Genomic DNA, 16,100 nt, shown 5'->3' with positions numbered 1-16,100 from the left:
CCAATGTCGACCGATCCCAACACCCTGTCTGCCCGCGAACTGGCGCAGCAAATCCGCGAAACCCGCCTGAGCGCCGTTCAAGTCACGCGCGATGTGCTGGACCGGGTCGCCAAGTATAACGGCCCGATCAACGCTATCGTGCAGGACTGCGGCGATGACGCTATGGCCGAAGCGGCGGCGCTGGACAAACGGATTGCGGCGGGCGACAGCGTGGGGGATATGGCCGGGGTGCCGGTGACGATCAAGGTGATCTCGGATCAGACCGGATACCCCACCACGAACGGCACCACGCTGGCCAAGGATGTGATCGCCACACAAGACAGCCCGTTTTTGGCCAATATGCGGCAACAGGATGCCATCGTGATCGGGCGCACCAATACGCCCGCGTTTTCCTATCGCTGGTTCACGTCAAACCAGATTCACGGCACCACACTCAACCCGCATAACCCAGACCTGACACCGGGCGGATCGTCTGGCGGGGCCGGGGCGGCGGTGGCCAGCGGGTTTGGTCATGTCGGGCATGGCACCGATATTGCCGGGTCCGTGCGCTATCCGGCTTATGTCTGCGGGGTGCAGGGCTTGCGGCCCACGCCGGGGCGGATTCCGATGTTCAATGCGTCCAGCGGCGACCGGGGCGTTGGGCCGCAAATCATGGCAGTATCCGGCCCGTTGGCGCGGCGGGTCGATGACCTGCGGCTGGCGCTGGAATGCATGTCCGGCTACCACCCCGATGATCCCTGGAGCGCCCCGGTGCCGTTGGTGGGGCCGTCCTATGTGCGGCGGGTGGCGTTGATCACCCACCCCGGCGGGATCAAGACCGATCCGCGTATTGTGGACGATCTGAACCGCGCCGCTGACATGTTCCGCAAAGCAGGCTGGACCGTGGAAACCCCGACCGAGGTGCCGGAAATCCGCGAAGGTGTAGAGCTACAGATTGACCTGTGGCTGTCGGACGGCCATGCCGACAAGATGGCCACCGCCACGGCGGAAAACGATCCCGGCGCTCTTGCCTTGTTGACGCATTACGCGGATCGGGCGGCAGCGATGGATGCGGATAAATTCGGGAAACTGTTCATTCGGCGCTCGGCCCTTGTGCGGGCATGGCGGCGGTTCCTGATGGATTATCCGGTGGTGCTGATGCCGGTTTGCGCCGAATTACCGTTCAAGAAAGACGAGGATCTGGAAGGATCCGAAACCCTGACACGGCTGTGGGAATCGCAACTGCCGCAGATCGCCATTCCGCTGTTGGGCCTGCCTGCGATTTCCGTCAGCAGCGGGATACAGAACAATATTCCCAGCGGTGTGCAGCTTGTCACGGCGCCGTGGCGCGAAGATATTTGTCTGGATGCCGCAGAACTGTTGGAGGCCGGTTTCGGGTTCCCCGAAATGCCGTTCTAGGGGCAATCCCGTTCCGGCGGGGCATGACACAGGATCAGGGGCGCAGGCACGGCGGGTTATTTGCCCGAAAGATAACAGATAATTCACGTGCGAAATGAAAGTTTGCGTTGCTATTACTGCGGCGTGTCTTACTTTTCTGCGCAACCTTGACCCTGATCCGCAAAGCGACCCACATGCCCCTTTGGAAACAGTTTTTGACCCTGATCGTTCTGGCCGCGCTTGGGTATGGCGGATACGAAGGGTATCAACGCTACATGGCCGCCGAAAGCACAGAGGCGAAACCAGCCGCCAAGGGGGGCGGCACCGCAATCGTGGAACTGGCACGGGCCGAACGCCGGACGCTCAGCGAAACCATCGAAGCCATCGGCACCACCCGCGCCCGCCAATCGGTGAATATCGTCCCCGAAGCCAGCGGGCGGGTGATCGAAATCCTGTTCCGGGCCGGTCAGCATGTGGAAACCGGCGCCGTTCTGGTACAGTTGGATGACACGATTGCCCGCGCCGATCTGGCCGAGGCACAGGCCCGCCTGACCGAACGCAAGCGTATGTTGGACCGGGTGAACCAATTGCGCGATTCCAGCGCCGTATCCGCCGCATCCGTCGAAGAAGCAACCGCCCGCTTTGCCGAGGCACAGGCCCAATACGATCGCGCTGTGCGGCGGCTTTCGGATCGTTCGATCCGCGCGCCGTTTGGTGGAACGGTGGCCCTGCCCGAGGTGGACCACGGCGCCAGCGTCACAGCCGGAACGGTGATCACGCGGCTGGACGATCTGACCGAAATCGAGGTGGAATTTGCCCTGCCCGAAACCCTGTTTGCCCGCGTCAGCCCCGGCCAGACTGTCAGCGCCACAGGCGCGGCTTTTCCGGGGCGGGTGTTCGCCGGGCAGATCGAAGCGGTGGACAGTTACATTGATCCGGTCAGCCGATCATTCCGCACGCGGGCCATCATTCCCAATTCGGACGGGGTGCTGCCTGCGGGGATGTTCATGTCGCTGGAACTGACGCTGTCGCAGACGGATCATATCGTGGTGCCGGAAGAGGCGATTATCTTTCAGGCAGCGGAAACCTATGTGTTTGTGGCCGAAAACAACGTGGCGCGGCGGGTGACGGTCAAAACCGGCCAGCGGCAGGATGGCATGGTGGCGGTTCTGGACGGGCTAACCGAAGGGGCCTCGGTCATCGTGCGCGGGCTGCATCGGGTCCGTAACGGCGGGGCCATCGAACTGCTAAAGCCGATTGGCAACGGGGCTTCCACGGCTGGGGATCAATCATGACGCTTTCGGATATTTCCGTCCGTCGCCCGGTTCTGGCAGCCGTGGCAAACCTGTTGCTGATCGTGTTCGGGATTACTGCGTTACGGGATATTCCGGTGCGCGAATTGCCGGATGTGGATAACGCGGTTGTCACTGTCACGACGACCTATCGCGGGGCCGCGCCCGAGGTAATCGACACCGACATCACCGAAACCGTCGAAGGCGCGGTGGCGTCGATTTCCGGCATCAGGTCCATCAGTTCCGAAAGCCGTCAGGGCCGGTCCCGCGTCACGATTGAATTCGAGGCCGGGCGCGATGTGGATGTGGCCGCCAATGACGTGCGCGATGCGGTGGGCCGTATCCGCGACGACCTGCCCGAGGAGGCGGATTCCCCCGAAGTGGAAAAAAGCGACGCAGACGCCGATCCCGTGATGCGGCTGGCCGTGGTGTCGGACCGGATGACGACGGCAGAAATCACCGATTACATCGACCGCTTCATCGCGGACCGTCTGGCCACGCTGGACGGGGTGGCCAATCTGCGGATTTACGGGGAACGGTCCTTTGCCGTGCGGATCTGGCTGGACCGTCGGGCGCTGGCAGCGCGTAAACTGACGGTGGCGGATGTGGAAACCGCGCTGCGGCGCAACAACGTGGAACTGCCCGCGGGCGAGGTCACATCGACCGACCGCCAGCTTACCGTGCGCCTGAACAGCCGCCTGCAAACGCTGGACGATTTCCGCGATGTGGTGCTGGATCGGGTGGCGGGCTATCCGGTGCGGCTGGGAGATGTGGCGCGGGTCGAACCGGGCGTAGCGGACGATTCCACCATTGTGCGCAGTGACGGGCGCGATGCGGTGGGCGTGGCGATCCAGCGCCAAAGCCAGTCCAACACGTTGCAAATTTCCGATGCCGTGCGGGCCGAAGTGGCCAAGATCAACCCCACCCTGCCCGAAGGCATGGAAATTCAGATCGGATCGGATGATGCGCTGTTCGTCGGCGCCTCCATCCAAGAGGTCGTGAACGCGCTGGTCATTTCGCTGGCGCTGGTGGTGCTGGTGATCCTGCTGTTCCTGCGCTCGTTCCGGGCTACGCTGATCCCGGCAATCACGATCCCCGTGTCGCTGATCGGGGCCTTTGTGCTGATCGGGGCATGGGGATTTTCGCTAAACACGCTGACCTTGCTGGCGCTGTTGCTTGCCATCGGGCTGGTGGTGGATGATGCAATCGTGGTGCTGGAAAACATCCAGCGCCGGATTGAAAACGGGGAAACCCCGCTGGTGGCCGCGCTGAAAGGGGCGCGGCAGGTGACGTTTGCAGTGCTGGCTACATCTGTCACGCTGATCGCGGTCTTTGTGCCGCTGTCCTTTATGCCCGGACAGGTGGGGCGGTTGTTCATCGAATTCGGTTGGGTGATGGCCGGAACGGTGGCGATTTCCACCTTTGTCGCGCTGACCGCCTGCCCCGCGCTGGCGTCCAAGGTGCTGGCCCGTGGGCAAGGCGTTGTTCCCGAAGAAGGCGACGGCCCGCGCGGGCCGGTGCAGCGGGCCTATGCCGGATTGCTGCGGGGGGCGCTGGGAATGCCGCTGGTGGTGCTGATCGTCGCCGGGGCGGTGACGGCGGGGGCCGGGCTGTTTTACGGTTCGCTGCCGCGTGAACTGGCCCCGCGCGAAGATCGCGGCGTGGGCTTCATTCCGCTGACCGCACCACAGGGCAGCACGGTGGACTATACCGACCGCGCAGCGCAGCAGGTGGAACAAATCCTGCAACCGCTGCGGGATGAAGGCGTGATTGAAACCGTGTTCACCTTTACCGGCTGGGGCAACCGGGCATGGCGGTCCTTTGTGGTGTTCCGGCTATCGCCGTGGGAACAGCGCGACATGTCCGCCGCCGAGGTGGCCCGCGCGATTGCCCCCCACATGAGCCAGATCACAACGGCGCGCGGCTTTCCGATCACCCCGGCGGGGTTGGGGCTGCGCGGCAACTCTACCCCGGTTCGGGTGGTGGTCAGCGGCCCGGATTTCGACAGCGTAAAGGACTGGTCCACCACCCTTTTGGCACGGGCCGAGCAGATCGAAGGCTTGGTAAACCCCGAGATCAATTTTGAACAAAACCTGCCCCAGCTCGAAGTCCAGATCGACCGCGAAAGAACCGAAGATCTGGGCATTTCCGTTGATACGATTGCCGCCGCCATGCAGGTCATGCTGGCGTCACGGCAGGCGACCACCTTTATCAGCCGGGGGCGGGAATATCCGGTGATCTTGCAGGCCGAAGCATATGATCGGCAATCGCCATCGGATATTGATAACATTTACATCCGGTCAGGCGATGGGCAGACTTTGGTGCCGCTGGGGGCTTTGGTGACAGTACGGGAAAACGCTGCTGCGCCATCCTTGCGGCGGTTTGACCGGCTACCCTCGATCCAACTGTCCGGGGCACTGGCACCTGGGGCCGATCTGGGCAGTGTGTTGGCCGAATTGGAACAAACCGCCGCCGAGGTGATCCCGGCAGGCGGAAAGCTGGGGTTTGAAGGTCAGTCACAAACATTCAAGGACACATCAGCCGGGGCGAATGCGGTGTTCGCTATGGCGTTGCTAATCGTGTTTCTGGTGCTGGCGGCCCAATTTGAAAGTTTCATGCACCCGGTTATTATCCTGCTGACGGTGCCTGCCGGGGTGGCGGGGGCGATTTATGCAATGGCGGCGGCTGGTCTGTCACTGAACGTCTACAGCCAGATCGGGATTATCCTGTTGATCGGGCTGGTGGCGAAAAATGGCATCCTGATCGTGGAATTTGCCAACCAGTTGCGGGACGAAGGCAAATCCGTGCGCGAGGCGGTCATCCTGTCGTCTGTCCTGCGGTTGCGCCCCATCATGATGACGGTGCTGTCTACCATTCTGGGGGCCTTGCCCTTGGTGATGGCGTCGGGGGCCGGGGCCGAAAGCCGCTATGCCATCGGGACGGTGATCATTGCAGGGCTGGCAATGTCTGTGGCGCTGATGCTTGTGGTGACGCCAGTACTGTATGATCTGCTGGCACGGTTCACCAAACCGCGCGGGGCGGTGGAAAAGGCATTGGAACGCGAACTTAGCCTGGCAGAGTAATCGCCGCGCCCCCCAGCCCGGCATCCTGCAATTGTTCGGCATCGGGCAAATCCCGCAGGCTTTCCAACCCGAAGACCAGCAGGAAATGCGTCGTCGTGACAAAGGTATAAGGCGCCCCACGCCGGGGGCTGCGGGGTCCGGTGGCAATCAGGTTTTGCTGATGCAATCGCCCGATCAGATCGCGGCTGATGTCCTTGCCAAAGATGTCTTTCAGCCCGTCGCGGGTGATTGGCTGGTGATAGGCAATCGCCGCCAACACCACCATATCGAACCGGTTCAGGTCCAATTGCTGCCCCCCCGCATCCGCCGCCGCCCGGATCACCGGGGCATAGGCCGGGCGGGTCCGCAACACCCAACCACCCGCGACCTGTGCCAATTCATAGGGGCGCATGGACAGGCTGGCCGCCAGATCGTCCATCAACAGATCAATGGCAACCCCTGCCCCGACAACGCGGGCCAAATCATCCCGCGAAACCGGGGTGGCGCTGGCGAACAGCACGGCCTCGATCCGGTTCAGCCATTCACGCCAGCGCTGGTCTGGGGGCAGGTCGGCCAAGTCACGGTCAAATTCGGGCGACATGATCACACCCCATACAGCCGGAACGTATCACGCCCGGTCAGTTCCCGCGCCACGCCCAAAGTGACCAGCCGATCACAGAACCGGCGGGCAGCACGATCTGACATGATCGAGGTCAGCGCCGCTGGGGCAATGGCATCACGGGTCAGCACCATTTGCACCGCAGCCCCGGCCCCCTTGGACCGCAGCTTTGGGGCAACATGGCGCAAATGCGCGGCGCGGCGGGACAGGTCAGCCGCCATTTGCATGGTCTGCGCCACCGTGACGGGCAAGGCACGATAACACGCCAGCTGCAGGTCATCTTCGCGCAGGCGCAGGGCGCGGGTTGGCAAGGATACCGCCAGCAACGGCACCGTATGGTCCCAGCCCAAGGCCTGTGCCAGCGCGGTATCGGCCAAAATCAGCGCGTCCGCTTCGGCATGGGGAACCTCGGTCAGTACGGTTTCCAGAACCCGCGCGGCACAGGCGACGGGATTGCCCGGCCCGGTATCCAACCAAGCCGCAATACGGTCTGGCGTTTGGTCCGGCACGGCGCGGGACAGCGATTGGCGGGCACCGCCCACGGCCCACCGCCATTGCACAAAAATACCCCCCGCCGGGCCGGGATGGTCGCCGGGGCGCAACAGATGCACCGCATCGCGTAAATCCGACGCACGTTCAGGCCGCCCGGAATGGGTGACGGTTGCTTCTGCAGCGCGCAATGCCAACCGATCCAACCATAACGCCAACGGCAAATCGTTGCGCGTCAGAACATAGTGCAACATCGACAGCGCCGCCCCGGCAATCAGGGCCAGATCCTCGGGGTCATGACCAGACATATCGCGACGGATCGCCCAAGCGGGCAAGCGGGGCCAAGGAAGCGCCGCATCATCAACAGGGGGAACAACAGGTGCCATAGCACATGGCTACTCTATCGCGGCGGTTCAAACCAGAATAGAACGACAAAACCGCCGCATATTTTGCACCTATCGCCACTTCAGGATCGCGACAGACCCCGCAATCACCACACCATAGATGCACATGCCAGCGCCGATGGCGATGAAAACCGCGCTGACACCCAGATCGGTGGTTTGGCTAAGCCACACCGCCCCGCCAAAAGCCACCCCGATCCGGGCGACGCTTCCCAGAAACGGCCACGTCATCCGGCCCGCACCCTGACTGGCGAAATACAGCGCCAGACCCATGCCGAAAAACCCGTAAAACGGCGCAACGATACGGAAATAACTGCGCCCCGCAGCCAAAGCGGCCGTTTCCTCGGCGGACAGGAACATACGCAGCCACAGATCCGGGACAATGGCCACCACCGCACCGATACTGCCGACAATGGCAGCCGCCGCCAGCGATCCGGTCCACGCCACAGCCAGCGCCCGCCGGGTATGGCCCGCGCCAATATTCGCCCCGACCATTGCCGTCATGGCCGACCCGATACCAAACACCACGGGGATCATCAGAAACTCTAACCGGGCGCCCAGCCCATACCCGGCCAAAGCCGCCTGCCCGTGACGGCCCACGGCCCCCACCATCAGCACGATAGTCAGCACCGTCAGCGCCGAATTGGCCGAGGCCAGAACACCCACCCGCAAAATATCTGCGAACATCGCGGCACGGGGCCATCCCGCCCGCAGCGTCAGCCCTGTTCGACCCGACGCCAGATAGGCAAACGCTGCCAACGCCCCGGCCCCATGCGCAATGACGGTGCCCAACGCCAGCCCTGCCATACCCAACGCAGGCAGCGGCCCAAGCCCCAGCGCAAACCCCGCCGCCAACGGAATCGTCAGAACCGACACCAGCAGCAGAACCACCGATGGCACCCCCATATTCCCCGATCCCCGAATAACGCTGAGCGTCGAATGACACAGCCACAGCGCCAGGCAGCCCGGAAAGAACACGCTGGCATAGGTCAGCGCAGCATCGGCGGCAGGACCAGTGCCACCCAGCAATTCAAATATGGGTCGCCCGAACACCGCCATGACGATCATGAAAACCAACGCCAGCCCGGCGGCAATCACCCATGCCGCCAGTGTCAGTGCCGCCGCGCGGTCGGTATCTTCGGCCCCTAATGCCCGTGCCACGGCAGATGAAATCGCGCCCCCCATCGACCCGGCAGACAGCATTTGTGTCAGCATCACCAGCGGAAACACCAGCGCCAGACCCGCCAAGGCCGCGACGCCCAGCTTGCTGGCGATATAGCCCTCGGCGATGCTCATGATGGCCTGAACCACCATCGCCAGAACATTGGGCGCAGCCAGTTTTGTCAGGGTCGGGCCAATGCGGCCATCCAACAGCAGCCGGGTCCGGGCTAGGCGGGCTGCCGTGGCAGCCTGTGCTTTGGGGGTAAGCACCGGATCGGGCTTTCCCTGCGGGGCGGCAGAACTATCGGGCATGGCTGTCCTTTGATCGAATGGCGAAAGATAAGCATAGTTCCAAAAAGGAACTGACATCATCAGTAAGTTCCTTTTCAGAACCTGTCAACTTGGTGTAGGATGCCGGTATGAAATGGGATGACCTTGGAACCGATGCCTGCCCTGTCGCGCGCGGCCTGTCCGTGATTGGCGACCGCTGGACCATGCTTGTCCTGCGCGATTGCTTTTTGGGAATACGCCGGTTTGAACAGATGCAGGACCGGCTGGGGATCACCCGGCATGTGCTGGCGGATCGGTTGCGCAAACTGGAAACGGCGGGCGTGCTGCGGCGCGATCAGTATCAGGACCGCCCACCCCGGTTTGAATATCGCCTGACCGACAGGGGCAAGGCGCTGTATCCGGTGCTGGTGTCGCTGATTGCGTGGGCCGATGAAAACGTACCAGCCCCCGATACCACCGCGATTACGCTGTTGTCACGGGAAACCGGCGAACCGATTCAGCCCATTCTGACCGATGCACGCACAGGCAAGCGGATCACCCACCGCGATGTCACCGCGCGGCGCAATCTGCGGCCATCCTGACGCCGTGACCGGGCAAACCCGTGCCAGCCGGGGCCACCATATGCAGCCCCGCTGCAACAGGCCCGAGTCAAAACGCCCCTGACACGAAATTGTTGGTCGATTCCCGCAACCTGTTGCGGCTCTTTCGCGTTAAGTCATTTTCAGATGGGTCCATCCCGGCCCATTCGCCACGAAGGAGCCTGCGATGCTGACCAGACGACATTTCATTCAGACGACGGCCGCCCTGTTTTCTGCACCTCTGGCCAGCCCGGCCTTTGCCGCAGGTAAAAATAGCTGGGATGCCTGGGATGCGCAGGTCACGCCAGACAATTACGATCCGTCCACCACGAACCCGTGGGGGCTGCATCCGCGGTTTTTGCCGGTTCGGGTACAGGCCAATGACGGGCTGCGGGCCGGGGATATTCACGTCGATGCCGTGGCGCGGTATCTATACCACATCGGCACGGACGGCACCGCCATGCGCTATGGCGTGGCCATCGCCAAAGGCAATCTGTACGATCCCGGCACTTATACCATCCGCCGCAAGGCAAAATGGCCCGGCTGGACCCCGACCGCAAACATGATTGCACGCGACCCGGACACCTATTCGCAATTCCGCAACGGTGTTCCCGGTGGGCCGACCAACCCCTTGGGATCACGGGCGTTGTATCTGTACACCGGAAACCGTGATACCTATTTGCGGATTCACGGCACGCCGTATCAGCGCACCATCGGCGGGCGGGCCAGTTCGGGCTGTGTACGCATGGTCATGGCCCATATCATCGGCCTGTATGAACAGGTCGATACGGGCGTTACCGCCTATTTGTACCCGCCCGAGGACCGGATCACCGCCACCAGTTGATCAGGACGGTTTAGCCCCCGCCGCTGTGCAAATCGGGTTCCCCCCGGCGGTGCGCAGCGGCAGCATCGTGGTTTCAACCGGGCCTTTGTGGCGATACCAATAGCACCCATCCGCCGGGTTGATGCGCACGGCTTCCAGGCTTTGATAGGGCGCGGCCAGCGTGACCACCTGTTCCGGCACCTTGGTCAGGAACCCCGCATCGGTGCTGTAGGGATCAACAGGAACGGGTTCAGTGCAGGCCGCCAACCCGAACAGCGCAGCGGGCAAACAAAGCCCCAATTTCCCAATCCGGCCCGCCCGAATATTCACCGTTCTGTTGCGGTTTCCCTGCATAGATCAAATCCCTTGATACATGTCGCACTTCCCAACCCATTCGAATCAAACAGGTATGTGTGGGATTGACCCTATCGTCAAAATTCCCGCCTGACGACACCGCCCCGGTTCGCGCCTGTAAAACACGGCCTGATCCTGTGCCGCGCAGGCCATGATATAATTCTGATATATGGAATCTAGCCATAATATATATTTGCAGGATACCCCCTGTATCGACCAAACTGCGCCACAAACCACATCATTCATCTTTACTGACAAAGGCGCCCCCATGATCCAGCAAACCCCCGACCAGTATCAGGACATCCGTGATGGCGTGCGCGCCCTGTGCGCCCAGTTCCCTGACGAATATCACCGCAAGGTTGATCAGGAAAAAGCCTATCCCGAAGAATTCGTAGATGCGCTGGTCCGCGAGGGCTGGATGGCCGCGCTGATCCCCGAAGAATTCGGCGGATCGGGTCTGGGTCTGGCCGAAGCGTCCGTGATCATGGAAGAAATCAACCGCTCGGGCGGGAATTCCGGGGCCTGTCATGGCCAGATGTATGTGATCAACACACTGATCAAATACGGCTCGCAGGCGCAGAAAGACAAATATCTGCGCCCCATCGCGGCGGGTGAAATGCGCCTGCAATCCATGGCCGTGACCGAACCCACCACCGGCACCGACACCACGAAGCTGAAAACCACAGCGGTGAAAAAGGGCGATAAATACATCGTTAACGGGCAAAAAGTCTTCATCAGCCGGGTGCTGCATTCGGACATCATGATCCTTCTGGCCCGCACCACCCCGCTGGAAGACTGCCGCAAGCCGTCCGATGGCATGTCGATCTTTATCGTCGACATCAAAGAGGCGCAGAAAAACGGCCTGACCGTGAAACCCATCGCTAACATGGTGAACCACGAAACCAACGAATTGTTCTTTGACGATCTGGAAATCCCGGCGGAAAATCTGATCGGGACCGAAGGTCAGGGGTTCAAGCATCTGCTGTCCGGGCTGAATGCCGAACGCGTGCTGATTGCTGCGGAATGTATCGGGGATTCCTATTGGTTCATTGATCGCGTGACCAAATATGTGAACGAACGCGTCGTTTTTGGCCGCCCCATTGGCCAGAACCAAGGCGTGCAATTCCCCATCGCCGAAAGCTATATCGAAACCGAAGCAGCCAACCTGATGCGGTTCGAGGCCTGCCGCCTGTATGACACCAACGAACCCTGCGGCGCACAGGCCAACATGGCGAAATATCTGGCCGCCAAGGCAAGCTGGGAAGCGGCGAATGCCTGTATCCAGTTCCACGGCGGTTTCGGATTTGCCGAAGAATACGACGTTGAACGCAAATTCCGCGAAACCCGCCTGTATCAGGTGGCCCCGATTTCCACGAACATGATCCTCAGCTTTGTCGGTCAGCACGTTCTGGGCCTGCCGAGGTCGTTCTGATGACGCTCCCCCTCAGCGGACTGAAGGTTGTGGCCATCGAACAAGCGGTGGCCGCGCCTTTTGCAACGTCCCGGCTGGCCGATGCCGGGGCCGAGGTGATCAAGATCGAACGCCCCGAAGGCGATTTCGCCCGTGGCTATGATGACGTGGCCAAGGGGCAATCCAGCTATTTCGTCTGGCTGAACCGGGGGAAAACCTCGGTCGTGTTGGATCTGTCCACGCCCAAGGGCAAGGCGGAACTGGAACAGCTTTTGGCCGGGGCGGATGTGCTGGTGCAAAACCTGAAACGCGGTGCGCTGGACCGGCTGGGATTTGGCACGGACAGGTTGGTACGGGATTATCCCCGGCTGATCACCTGCTCGATTTCCGGGTATGGCGAAGACGGCCCGATGGCGGATCGCAAGGCCTATGATCTGCTGATTCAGGCGGAATCGGGTCTGTGTTCGATCACTGGCGGCCCATCCGAACCCGCACGCGTGGGCCTGTCCATCGTGGATATTGCCACCGGGGCCACCGCCCATGCCGCCATTCTGGAGGCGCTGATTCAGCGTGGTATCACCGGCAAGGGGGCGCAAATCGCTATCTCTATGTTTGACGTGATGGCTGACTGGCTGACCGTGCCGCTGCTGAACCACGAAGGCGGCAAAAGCCCGAAACGGATCGGCATGGCGCATCCGTCGATTTCGCCCTATGGCGTGTTCCGCACCCACGACGGGCAGGACATCCTGATTTCGATCCAAAGCGACCGGGAATGGCGCAATCTGGCCCGCGTGTTTTTACAGGACGAAAGTCTGGGCACCGATCCGCGCTTTGCCACCAATGTGGCCCGTGTCACCAACCGCACCCAAACCGATGCGCTGGTCGCCAAGGCATTTGCCCGCCGCGACAAAGACGATGCCATCGCGGCATTGCTACAGGCTGACGTGGCACTGGCGACCGTCAACGACATGGCGGGCCTGTCCGACCACCCGCATTTGCGGCGGATCACGGTCGACACGCCCAACGGCCCGGTTTCCTTCCCCGCCCCTGCGGCACGGGTGGCCGGGGAGGACCGCGCCTATGGCCCGGTGCCAGCCCTGCCAACCGCAGACTGATACAGCGTCGGGGCGTCCGTGGCGCCCCGATGTTATCATGATGGCATTGGTCACAGGCGGGGCGCGCTTCGGGCGCTGGCGAATGTCCAGTCCAACGCAATCCCACGCGCCTGAAAATAATCGCTGCAAAACGCATATTGTTCGGCCAATTGCGACCGCAGCCCGGCGATATTCACCTCGGGCATTTCACCTGCCCCCTGCGGCCCATTGCTGTTTACATGTTTGTCCAACAGCCCAAAGCGCGGGGGAATGCCCAGCACATGTGAAAAGGCCGACACCCCGTCTGGGGAAATGAACTGTTCATAAGGGTAAATGAAACGGGCTTCGGGCGGGGCGGCACGTTCAACCCGCTGGATCACTGTTTTGTAATCCGTGAAATGATGCCGCGCGATCACATCCACCAATTCCGCAAAGCTGCTGTTTCGCCCCGTGCGACCGGCGATACGGATCACTCGCAACCGCTGTGCCATACGGGCAGCGGATAAAATCCGCGCAATGGGATCACGCAGCAAAAGCACCGTGACAGGGCGTATCCCCCTGTCCAGAAACGCCTGCCTGACACTGGTCAACTGTGCTGCGCTTATCCTGATATAGCTGGGGGAAATATCCCCGCTCAGCTTTTTACCGTTTTGCAGAAGATCGTCAAAATGTTGCACATAGTTTTCCAGTGACTGCCCCATGCGTTTCACAACAGCCTGATCACGCGCGATCTTTTGCCCAAGGGGGCTATTCAGGTTGGGGGGCTTCACCTCTCCTGCTCCGCTTTCCATACCGAACAGGGGACACAGCGCATTATATTCTTTCCGTATGCCCATATCCGCGAAATCGTATGATTTCAGATAGTGATACAGCCATGTGGTGCCGCTTTTGCTGGCACCAAGGCACAGAACGAATTGACGTTGCATAGGTGACTGGTTCCGCCCCTGTTCCCTGATCAGACCACAAAACAATCTGTCAGCCGATCCGTCATAAACAGCGGGCGGATGGTGACGTGGCCTTCGTTGTCCATCACATGCTGTTCAACATGCGCCACCCCGTCAAAGGCCCGGATATGGGCCAGATCAGTCAGGCTTTTCGTACCCGCAAACAGCCGCGCGGGCTGCCCGGTTTCGCGGAATTCCGGCACCAGATCCCGCCGCAACCCTGCCGGAGTTTGCGCCCGGTTTTCTGCGGTGAACAGCTTGGGCATCGGCAGGTCCGTGTCCGGGGACAGATTGCCCGAGATCGAAAACCCGACATATAATTGGGGGCGCAGGGCCAAGGCGGCCAATCCCGCCGCATACCCGCCCGAGGAAAACCCGGTCACAACCACGCCTCGCCCTTCATCGCCCGCGATTTGGCCGATCCGGGCAATGGCTGCGTCCCACGTAGCCCCCAGCCCCGGAATGCCGTTCAGATATTGGTAGCCGCTGCTATCCTTTAGCAACAACACGGAATACCCCCGGTCCAGCAACAAGGCCGACAGCGCCAGATTGGACAGGTAAAAATTGTTGAACATCGTGGTAAACACCACGATCAGCGGCTTTGCGGGATCGGTGCCACGCATCAGCATGGGCTTATTAGGCGTCAGCAAATCCTGCTCGAATTGCCGAAGAAACGCTGGCGGACAGGTGGCCAGCACCTCCTTGACCTTCTGATATTCCAACGCCACAGTCTGACGAAACGCTGCCGTGCGCGGGTTTGAGTCATGGCGGTCCAGATAATCCAGCATGTCGGGAAACAGCGGATCGGCGTATTTTGCCAGTTCCACCAGAACCAGATAGGCCAGTTTGCGCTGAACCTGTGGTTGCCCCATGAATACCCGCGCGGCAAGGCGGATGTCCTTGTGCTGCTGGGGCGAATGATACTCGCTCAGGGTTATCTGTGTTAGCTCAGCCGTCACACAGCCGGACCTTGCAGACGGCGGCCAACCGAAACGGTTCGCGGTTTTCAATTTCGATCACATCGGGGAAAATGATCTTGTCGCTTTGCGCAAACAAGCCCTGCACCTGTTGCCAGATAAACTGTGAAATGGGTCGCCCCAAACAAACATGCGCGCCCAGCCCATACAGATTGCGGGCATTCCATGCCGGATCATAGGATTCATCAAAGGTGACACAGCGCACGCGTTCCCCGGCGTGATAGGGGCAGCCATTCGCAGTATCGGATTGCCCGGCCACACGATCCACAAAGCGCAGCGCGCTGTCGGGGAAACTGTCCGGTACAGGAATATCGCGCAAACGACACCCCGGATGGGCCTGCGCCAAGGCGTGAACCGACAACGCCAACGAATGCGTCAAAGGCCGCGCACCCAGCACGACCAGCGACAGCCGATTCAGAAAATCCGGCGCTTCGCCCTGCAACATCTGGGTCAGTTGATCGTTCAGCTTTACGCGCTTACGCAGGCTGGTTTTGGGATTAAACAAATCCGGCAACTGATCAATCAGATCGTACCACGGTTCTTTGCCCGGCAGGATCGTGCGGCGTAACGTGTCCCAGATCGGGTGCGCCAATTCTGCCAGCACATCCCATGTGCCTGTCTGCCCCGCCATTCGGCCACGAAGCTGATCAAAAAACTGCAAAACCGCAGCTTCCTGTTCGGTCTTGCCCGCTGCATACGCCACGGCCATATCCCGCCGCTGTTGCTTGTGGACGGTCCCGGACAGGAACACCGGCAAAGCATCCAAAAGCCGAATTGTCGCGGATAGATCCAGCCCGGTTTTCGCAACCATATCCCGATAGGCATCCGCCATCGAAAAGGCCTGCATCCCGCGCGCGCCCAAGGCGTCCAACGCGGCGTCTTCCCATAGAACCACGGCAGGGGTCGCGCCGCCTTCAGTCATGGGTGGGACCGGTGTGCAGTTCGTGGAAATGCGCGGCCAGATCCAGCAAGGTCGCATCGGCAGGGAATTCGGCCACGTCGCTTTCGATGTCCAGTTCGTCCTCGACATCCATCGCGAATTGCAACAGGTCCAGACTGTCCAAGGCCAGTTGACCGATGGTGATAGCGCCCATGTTTTCCGCGCTCAGGTCAACATCGGGGTGAACATTATGATCTTGCAGCTTTGTCAAAAGAAGCTGGGTGATTTCATCAAGAGAGAGTGGCATGTGGATTTCAGGCGTTGTACCGGCAAACACGGTTTTGGGG

The 16,100-nt window shown here is 61.1% G+C and carries 15 protein-coding genes; 7 read left to right on the top strand and 8 right to left on the bottom strand.

Translation table 11 applies throughout. The annotated features are described in order from the left end of the window. The first annotated feature begins 3 nt into the window (after positions 1 to 3). From FN828_RS06325 to FN828_RS06315, 3 genes are all read left to right on the top strand, one after another. A complete protein-coding gene (locus tag FN828_RS06325) occupies positions 4 to 1,398 on the top strand; it encodes an amidase family protein (RefSeq protein WP_142492564.1) in 1,395 nt (464 codons plus the stop codon). Positions 1,399 to 1,571: 173 nt separating this feature from the next. Further along, entirely contained in the window at positions 1,572 to 2,672 is a 1,101-nt protein-coding gene (locus FN828_RS06320) for an efflux RND transporter periplasmic adaptor subunit (RefSeq protein ID WP_142492563.1), read from the top strand. After that, positions 2,669 to 5,752: an efflux RND transporter permease subunit gene (locus FN828_RS06315; RefSeq protein WP_142492562.1), complete on the top strand. Its 3,084-nt coding sequence runs from the start codon at positions 2,669 to 2,671 to the stop codon at positions 5,750 to 5,752. Before FN828_RS06320 ends, FN828_RS06315 begins: the two co-directional genes overlap by 4 nt. Here FN828_RS06315 and scpB read toward each other — a convergent pair. From scpB to FN828_RS06300, 3 genes are all read right to left on the bottom strand, one after another. Next, positions 5,736 to 6,332: an SMC-Scp complex subunit ScpB gene (gene scpB / locus FN828_RS06310; protein ID WP_142492561.1), complete on the bottom strand. Its 597-nt coding sequence runs from the start codon at positions 6,330 to 6,332 to the stop codon at positions 5,736 to 5,738. The genes FN828_RS06315 and scpB overlap by 17 nt on opposite strands. 2 nt (positions 6,333 to 6,334) lie before the next feature. Then, positions 6,335 to 7,225 (bottom strand): DUF1403 family protein, encoded by an 891-nt coding sequence (locus FN828_RS06305; protein ID WP_142492560.1) that lies wholly within the window; start codon positions 7,223 to 7,225, stop codon positions 6,335 to 6,337. 69 nt (positions 7,226 to 7,294) lie between these two features. Further along, on the bottom strand, positions 7,295 to 8,713 hold the full coding sequence (locus FN828_RS06300) for an MATE family efflux transporter (protein WP_142492559.1): 1,419 nt from the start codon (positions 8,711 to 8,713) through the stop codon (positions 7,295 to 7,297). Between the two features lie 107 nt (positions 8,714 to 8,820). Between FN828_RS06300 and FN828_RS06295 the strand changes: the two genes are divergently transcribed. Then, on the top strand, positions 8,821 to 9,273 hold the full coding sequence (locus FN828_RS06295) for a winged helix-turn-helix transcriptional regulator (RefSeq protein ID WP_142492558.1): 453 nt from the start codon (positions 8,821 to 8,823) through the stop codon (positions 9,271 to 9,273). A gap of 184 nt (positions 9,274 to 9,457) precedes the next feature. Then, entirely contained in the window at positions 9,458 to 10,114 is a 657-nt protein-coding gene (locus tag FN828_RS06290) for a L,D-transpeptidase (protein ID WP_142492557.1), read from the top strand. Here the strand turns inward: FN828_RS06290 and FN828_RS06285 are convergent, their stop codons facing one another. Continuing rightward, positions 10,115 to 10,447 (bottom strand): hypothetical protein, encoded by a 333-nt coding sequence (locus tag FN828_RS06285; RefSeq protein ID WP_235891421.1) that lies wholly within the window; start codon positions 10,445 to 10,447, stop codon positions 10,115 to 10,117. Positions 10,448 to 10,715: 268 nt separating this feature from the next. On the opposite strand from FN828_RS06285, the gene FN828_RS06280 reads away from it, so the two are divergent. Both FN828_RS06280 and FN828_RS06275 read left to right on the top strand, forming a co-directional pair. Continuing rightward, positions 10,716 to 11,879: an acyl-CoA dehydrogenase family protein gene (locus tag FN828_RS06280; protein ID WP_142492556.1), complete on the top strand. Its 1,164-nt coding sequence runs from the start codon at positions 10,716 to 10,718 to the stop codon at positions 11,877 to 11,879. Then, complete coding sequence (locus tag FN828_RS06275; RefSeq protein WP_142492555.1) at positions 11,879 to 12,973, top strand: CaiB/BaiF CoA transferase family protein; 1,095 nt, start codon at positions 11,879 to 11,881, stop codon at positions 12,971 to 12,973. Before FN828_RS06280 ends, FN828_RS06275 begins: the two co-directional genes overlap by 1 nt. A 50-nt stretch (positions 12,974 to 13,023) precedes the next feature. Here the strand turns inward: FN828_RS06275 and FN828_RS06270 are convergent, their stop codons facing one another. From FN828_RS06270 to FN828_RS06255, 4 genes are read right to left on the bottom strand one after another with little or no spacing between them, the layout of a single operon-like run. Continuing rightward, on the bottom strand, positions 13,024 to 13,878 hold the full coding sequence (locus tag FN828_RS06270; RefSeq protein ID WP_142492554.1) for a hypothetical protein: 855 nt from the start codon (positions 13,876 to 13,878) through the stop codon (positions 13,024 to 13,026). A gap of 29 nt (positions 13,879 to 13,907) precedes the next feature. Beyond that, entirely contained in the window at positions 13,908 to 14,855 is a 948-nt protein-coding gene (locus FN828_RS06265) for a hypothetical protein (protein ID WP_142492553.1), read from the bottom strand. Then, positions 14,845 to 15,795, bottom strand: coding sequence for a cytochrome P450 family protein (locus tag FN828_RS06260; RefSeq protein WP_142492552.1), 951 nt, complete (start codon positions 15,793 to 15,795; stop codon positions 14,845 to 14,847). Before FN828_RS06260 ends, FN828_RS06265 begins: the two co-directional genes overlap by 11 nt. Continuing rightward, positions 15,788 to 16,060, bottom strand: coding sequence for an acyl carrier protein (locus tag FN828_RS06255; protein WP_142492551.1), 273 nt, complete (start codon positions 16,058 to 16,060; stop codon positions 15,788 to 15,790). Before FN828_RS06255 ends, FN828_RS06260 begins: the two co-directional genes overlap by 8 nt. Between the last annotated feature and the right edge of the window lie 40 nt (positions 16,061 to 16,100).

This window comes from Thalassovita litoralis, from assembly GCF_900182725.1.
GTDB classification, from domain to species: Bacteria; Pseudomonadota; Alphaproteobacteria; order Rhodobacterales; family Rhodobacteraceae; genus Thalassobius; species Thalassobius litoralis.
Note: the sequence above shows the minus strand (reverse complement) of the source record. Positions and strands in the feature narration are given on the sequence as shown.

Coding starts and splice junctions, on each gene's coding strand:
- FN828_RS06325 (WP_142492564.1), top strand. CDS start 4: ATGTCGACCGATCCCAACACCCTGTCTGCCCGCGAACTGGCGCAGCAA.
- FN828_RS06320 (WP_142492563.1), top strand. CDS start 1,572: ATGCCCCTTTGGAAACAGTTTTTGACCCTGATCGTTCTGGCCGCGCTT.
- FN828_RS06315 (WP_142492562.1), top strand. CDS start 2,669: ATGACGCTTTCGGATATTTCCGTCCGTCGCCCGGTTCTGGCAGCCGTG.
- scpB (WP_142492561.1), bottom strand. CDS start 6,332: ATGTCGCCCGAATTTGACCGTGACTTGGCCGACCTGCCCCCAGACCAG.
- FN828_RS06305 (WP_142492560.1), bottom strand. CDS start 7,225: ATGGCACCTGTTGTTCCCCCTGTTGATGATGCGGCGCTTCCTTGGCCC.
- FN828_RS06300 (WP_142492559.1), bottom strand. CDS start 8,713: ATGCCCGATAGTTCTGCCGCCCCGCAGGGAAAGCCCGATCCGGTGCTT.
- FN828_RS06295 (WP_142492558.1), top strand. CDS start 8,821: ATGAAATGGGATGACCTTGGAACCGATGCCTGCCCTGTCGCGCGCGGC.
- FN828_RS06290 (WP_142492557.1), top strand. CDS start 9,458: ATGCTGACCAGACGACATTTCATTCAGACGACGGCCGCCCTGTTTTCT.
- FN828_RS06285 (WP_235891421.1), bottom strand. CDS start 10,447: ATGCAGGGAAACCGCAACAGAACGGTGAATATTCGGGCGGGCCGGATT.
- FN828_RS06280 (WP_142492556.1), top strand. CDS start 10,716: ATGATCCAGCAAACCCCCGACCAGTATCAGGACATCCGTGATGGCGTG.
- FN828_RS06275 (WP_142492555.1), top strand. CDS start 11,879: ATGACGCTCCCCCTCAGCGGACTGAAGGTTGTGGCCATCGAACAAGCG.
- FN828_RS06270 (WP_142492554.1), bottom strand. CDS start 13,878: ATGCAACGTCAATTCGTTCTGTGCCTTGGTGCCAGCAAAAGCGGCACC.
- FN828_RS06260 (WP_142492552.1), bottom strand. CDS start 15,795: ATGACTGAAGGCGGCGCGACCCCTGCCGTGGTTCTATGGGAAGACGCC.
- FN828_RS06255 (WP_142492551.1), bottom strand. CDS start 16,060: ATGCCACTCTCTCTTGATGAAATCACCCAGCTTCTTTTGACAAAGCTG.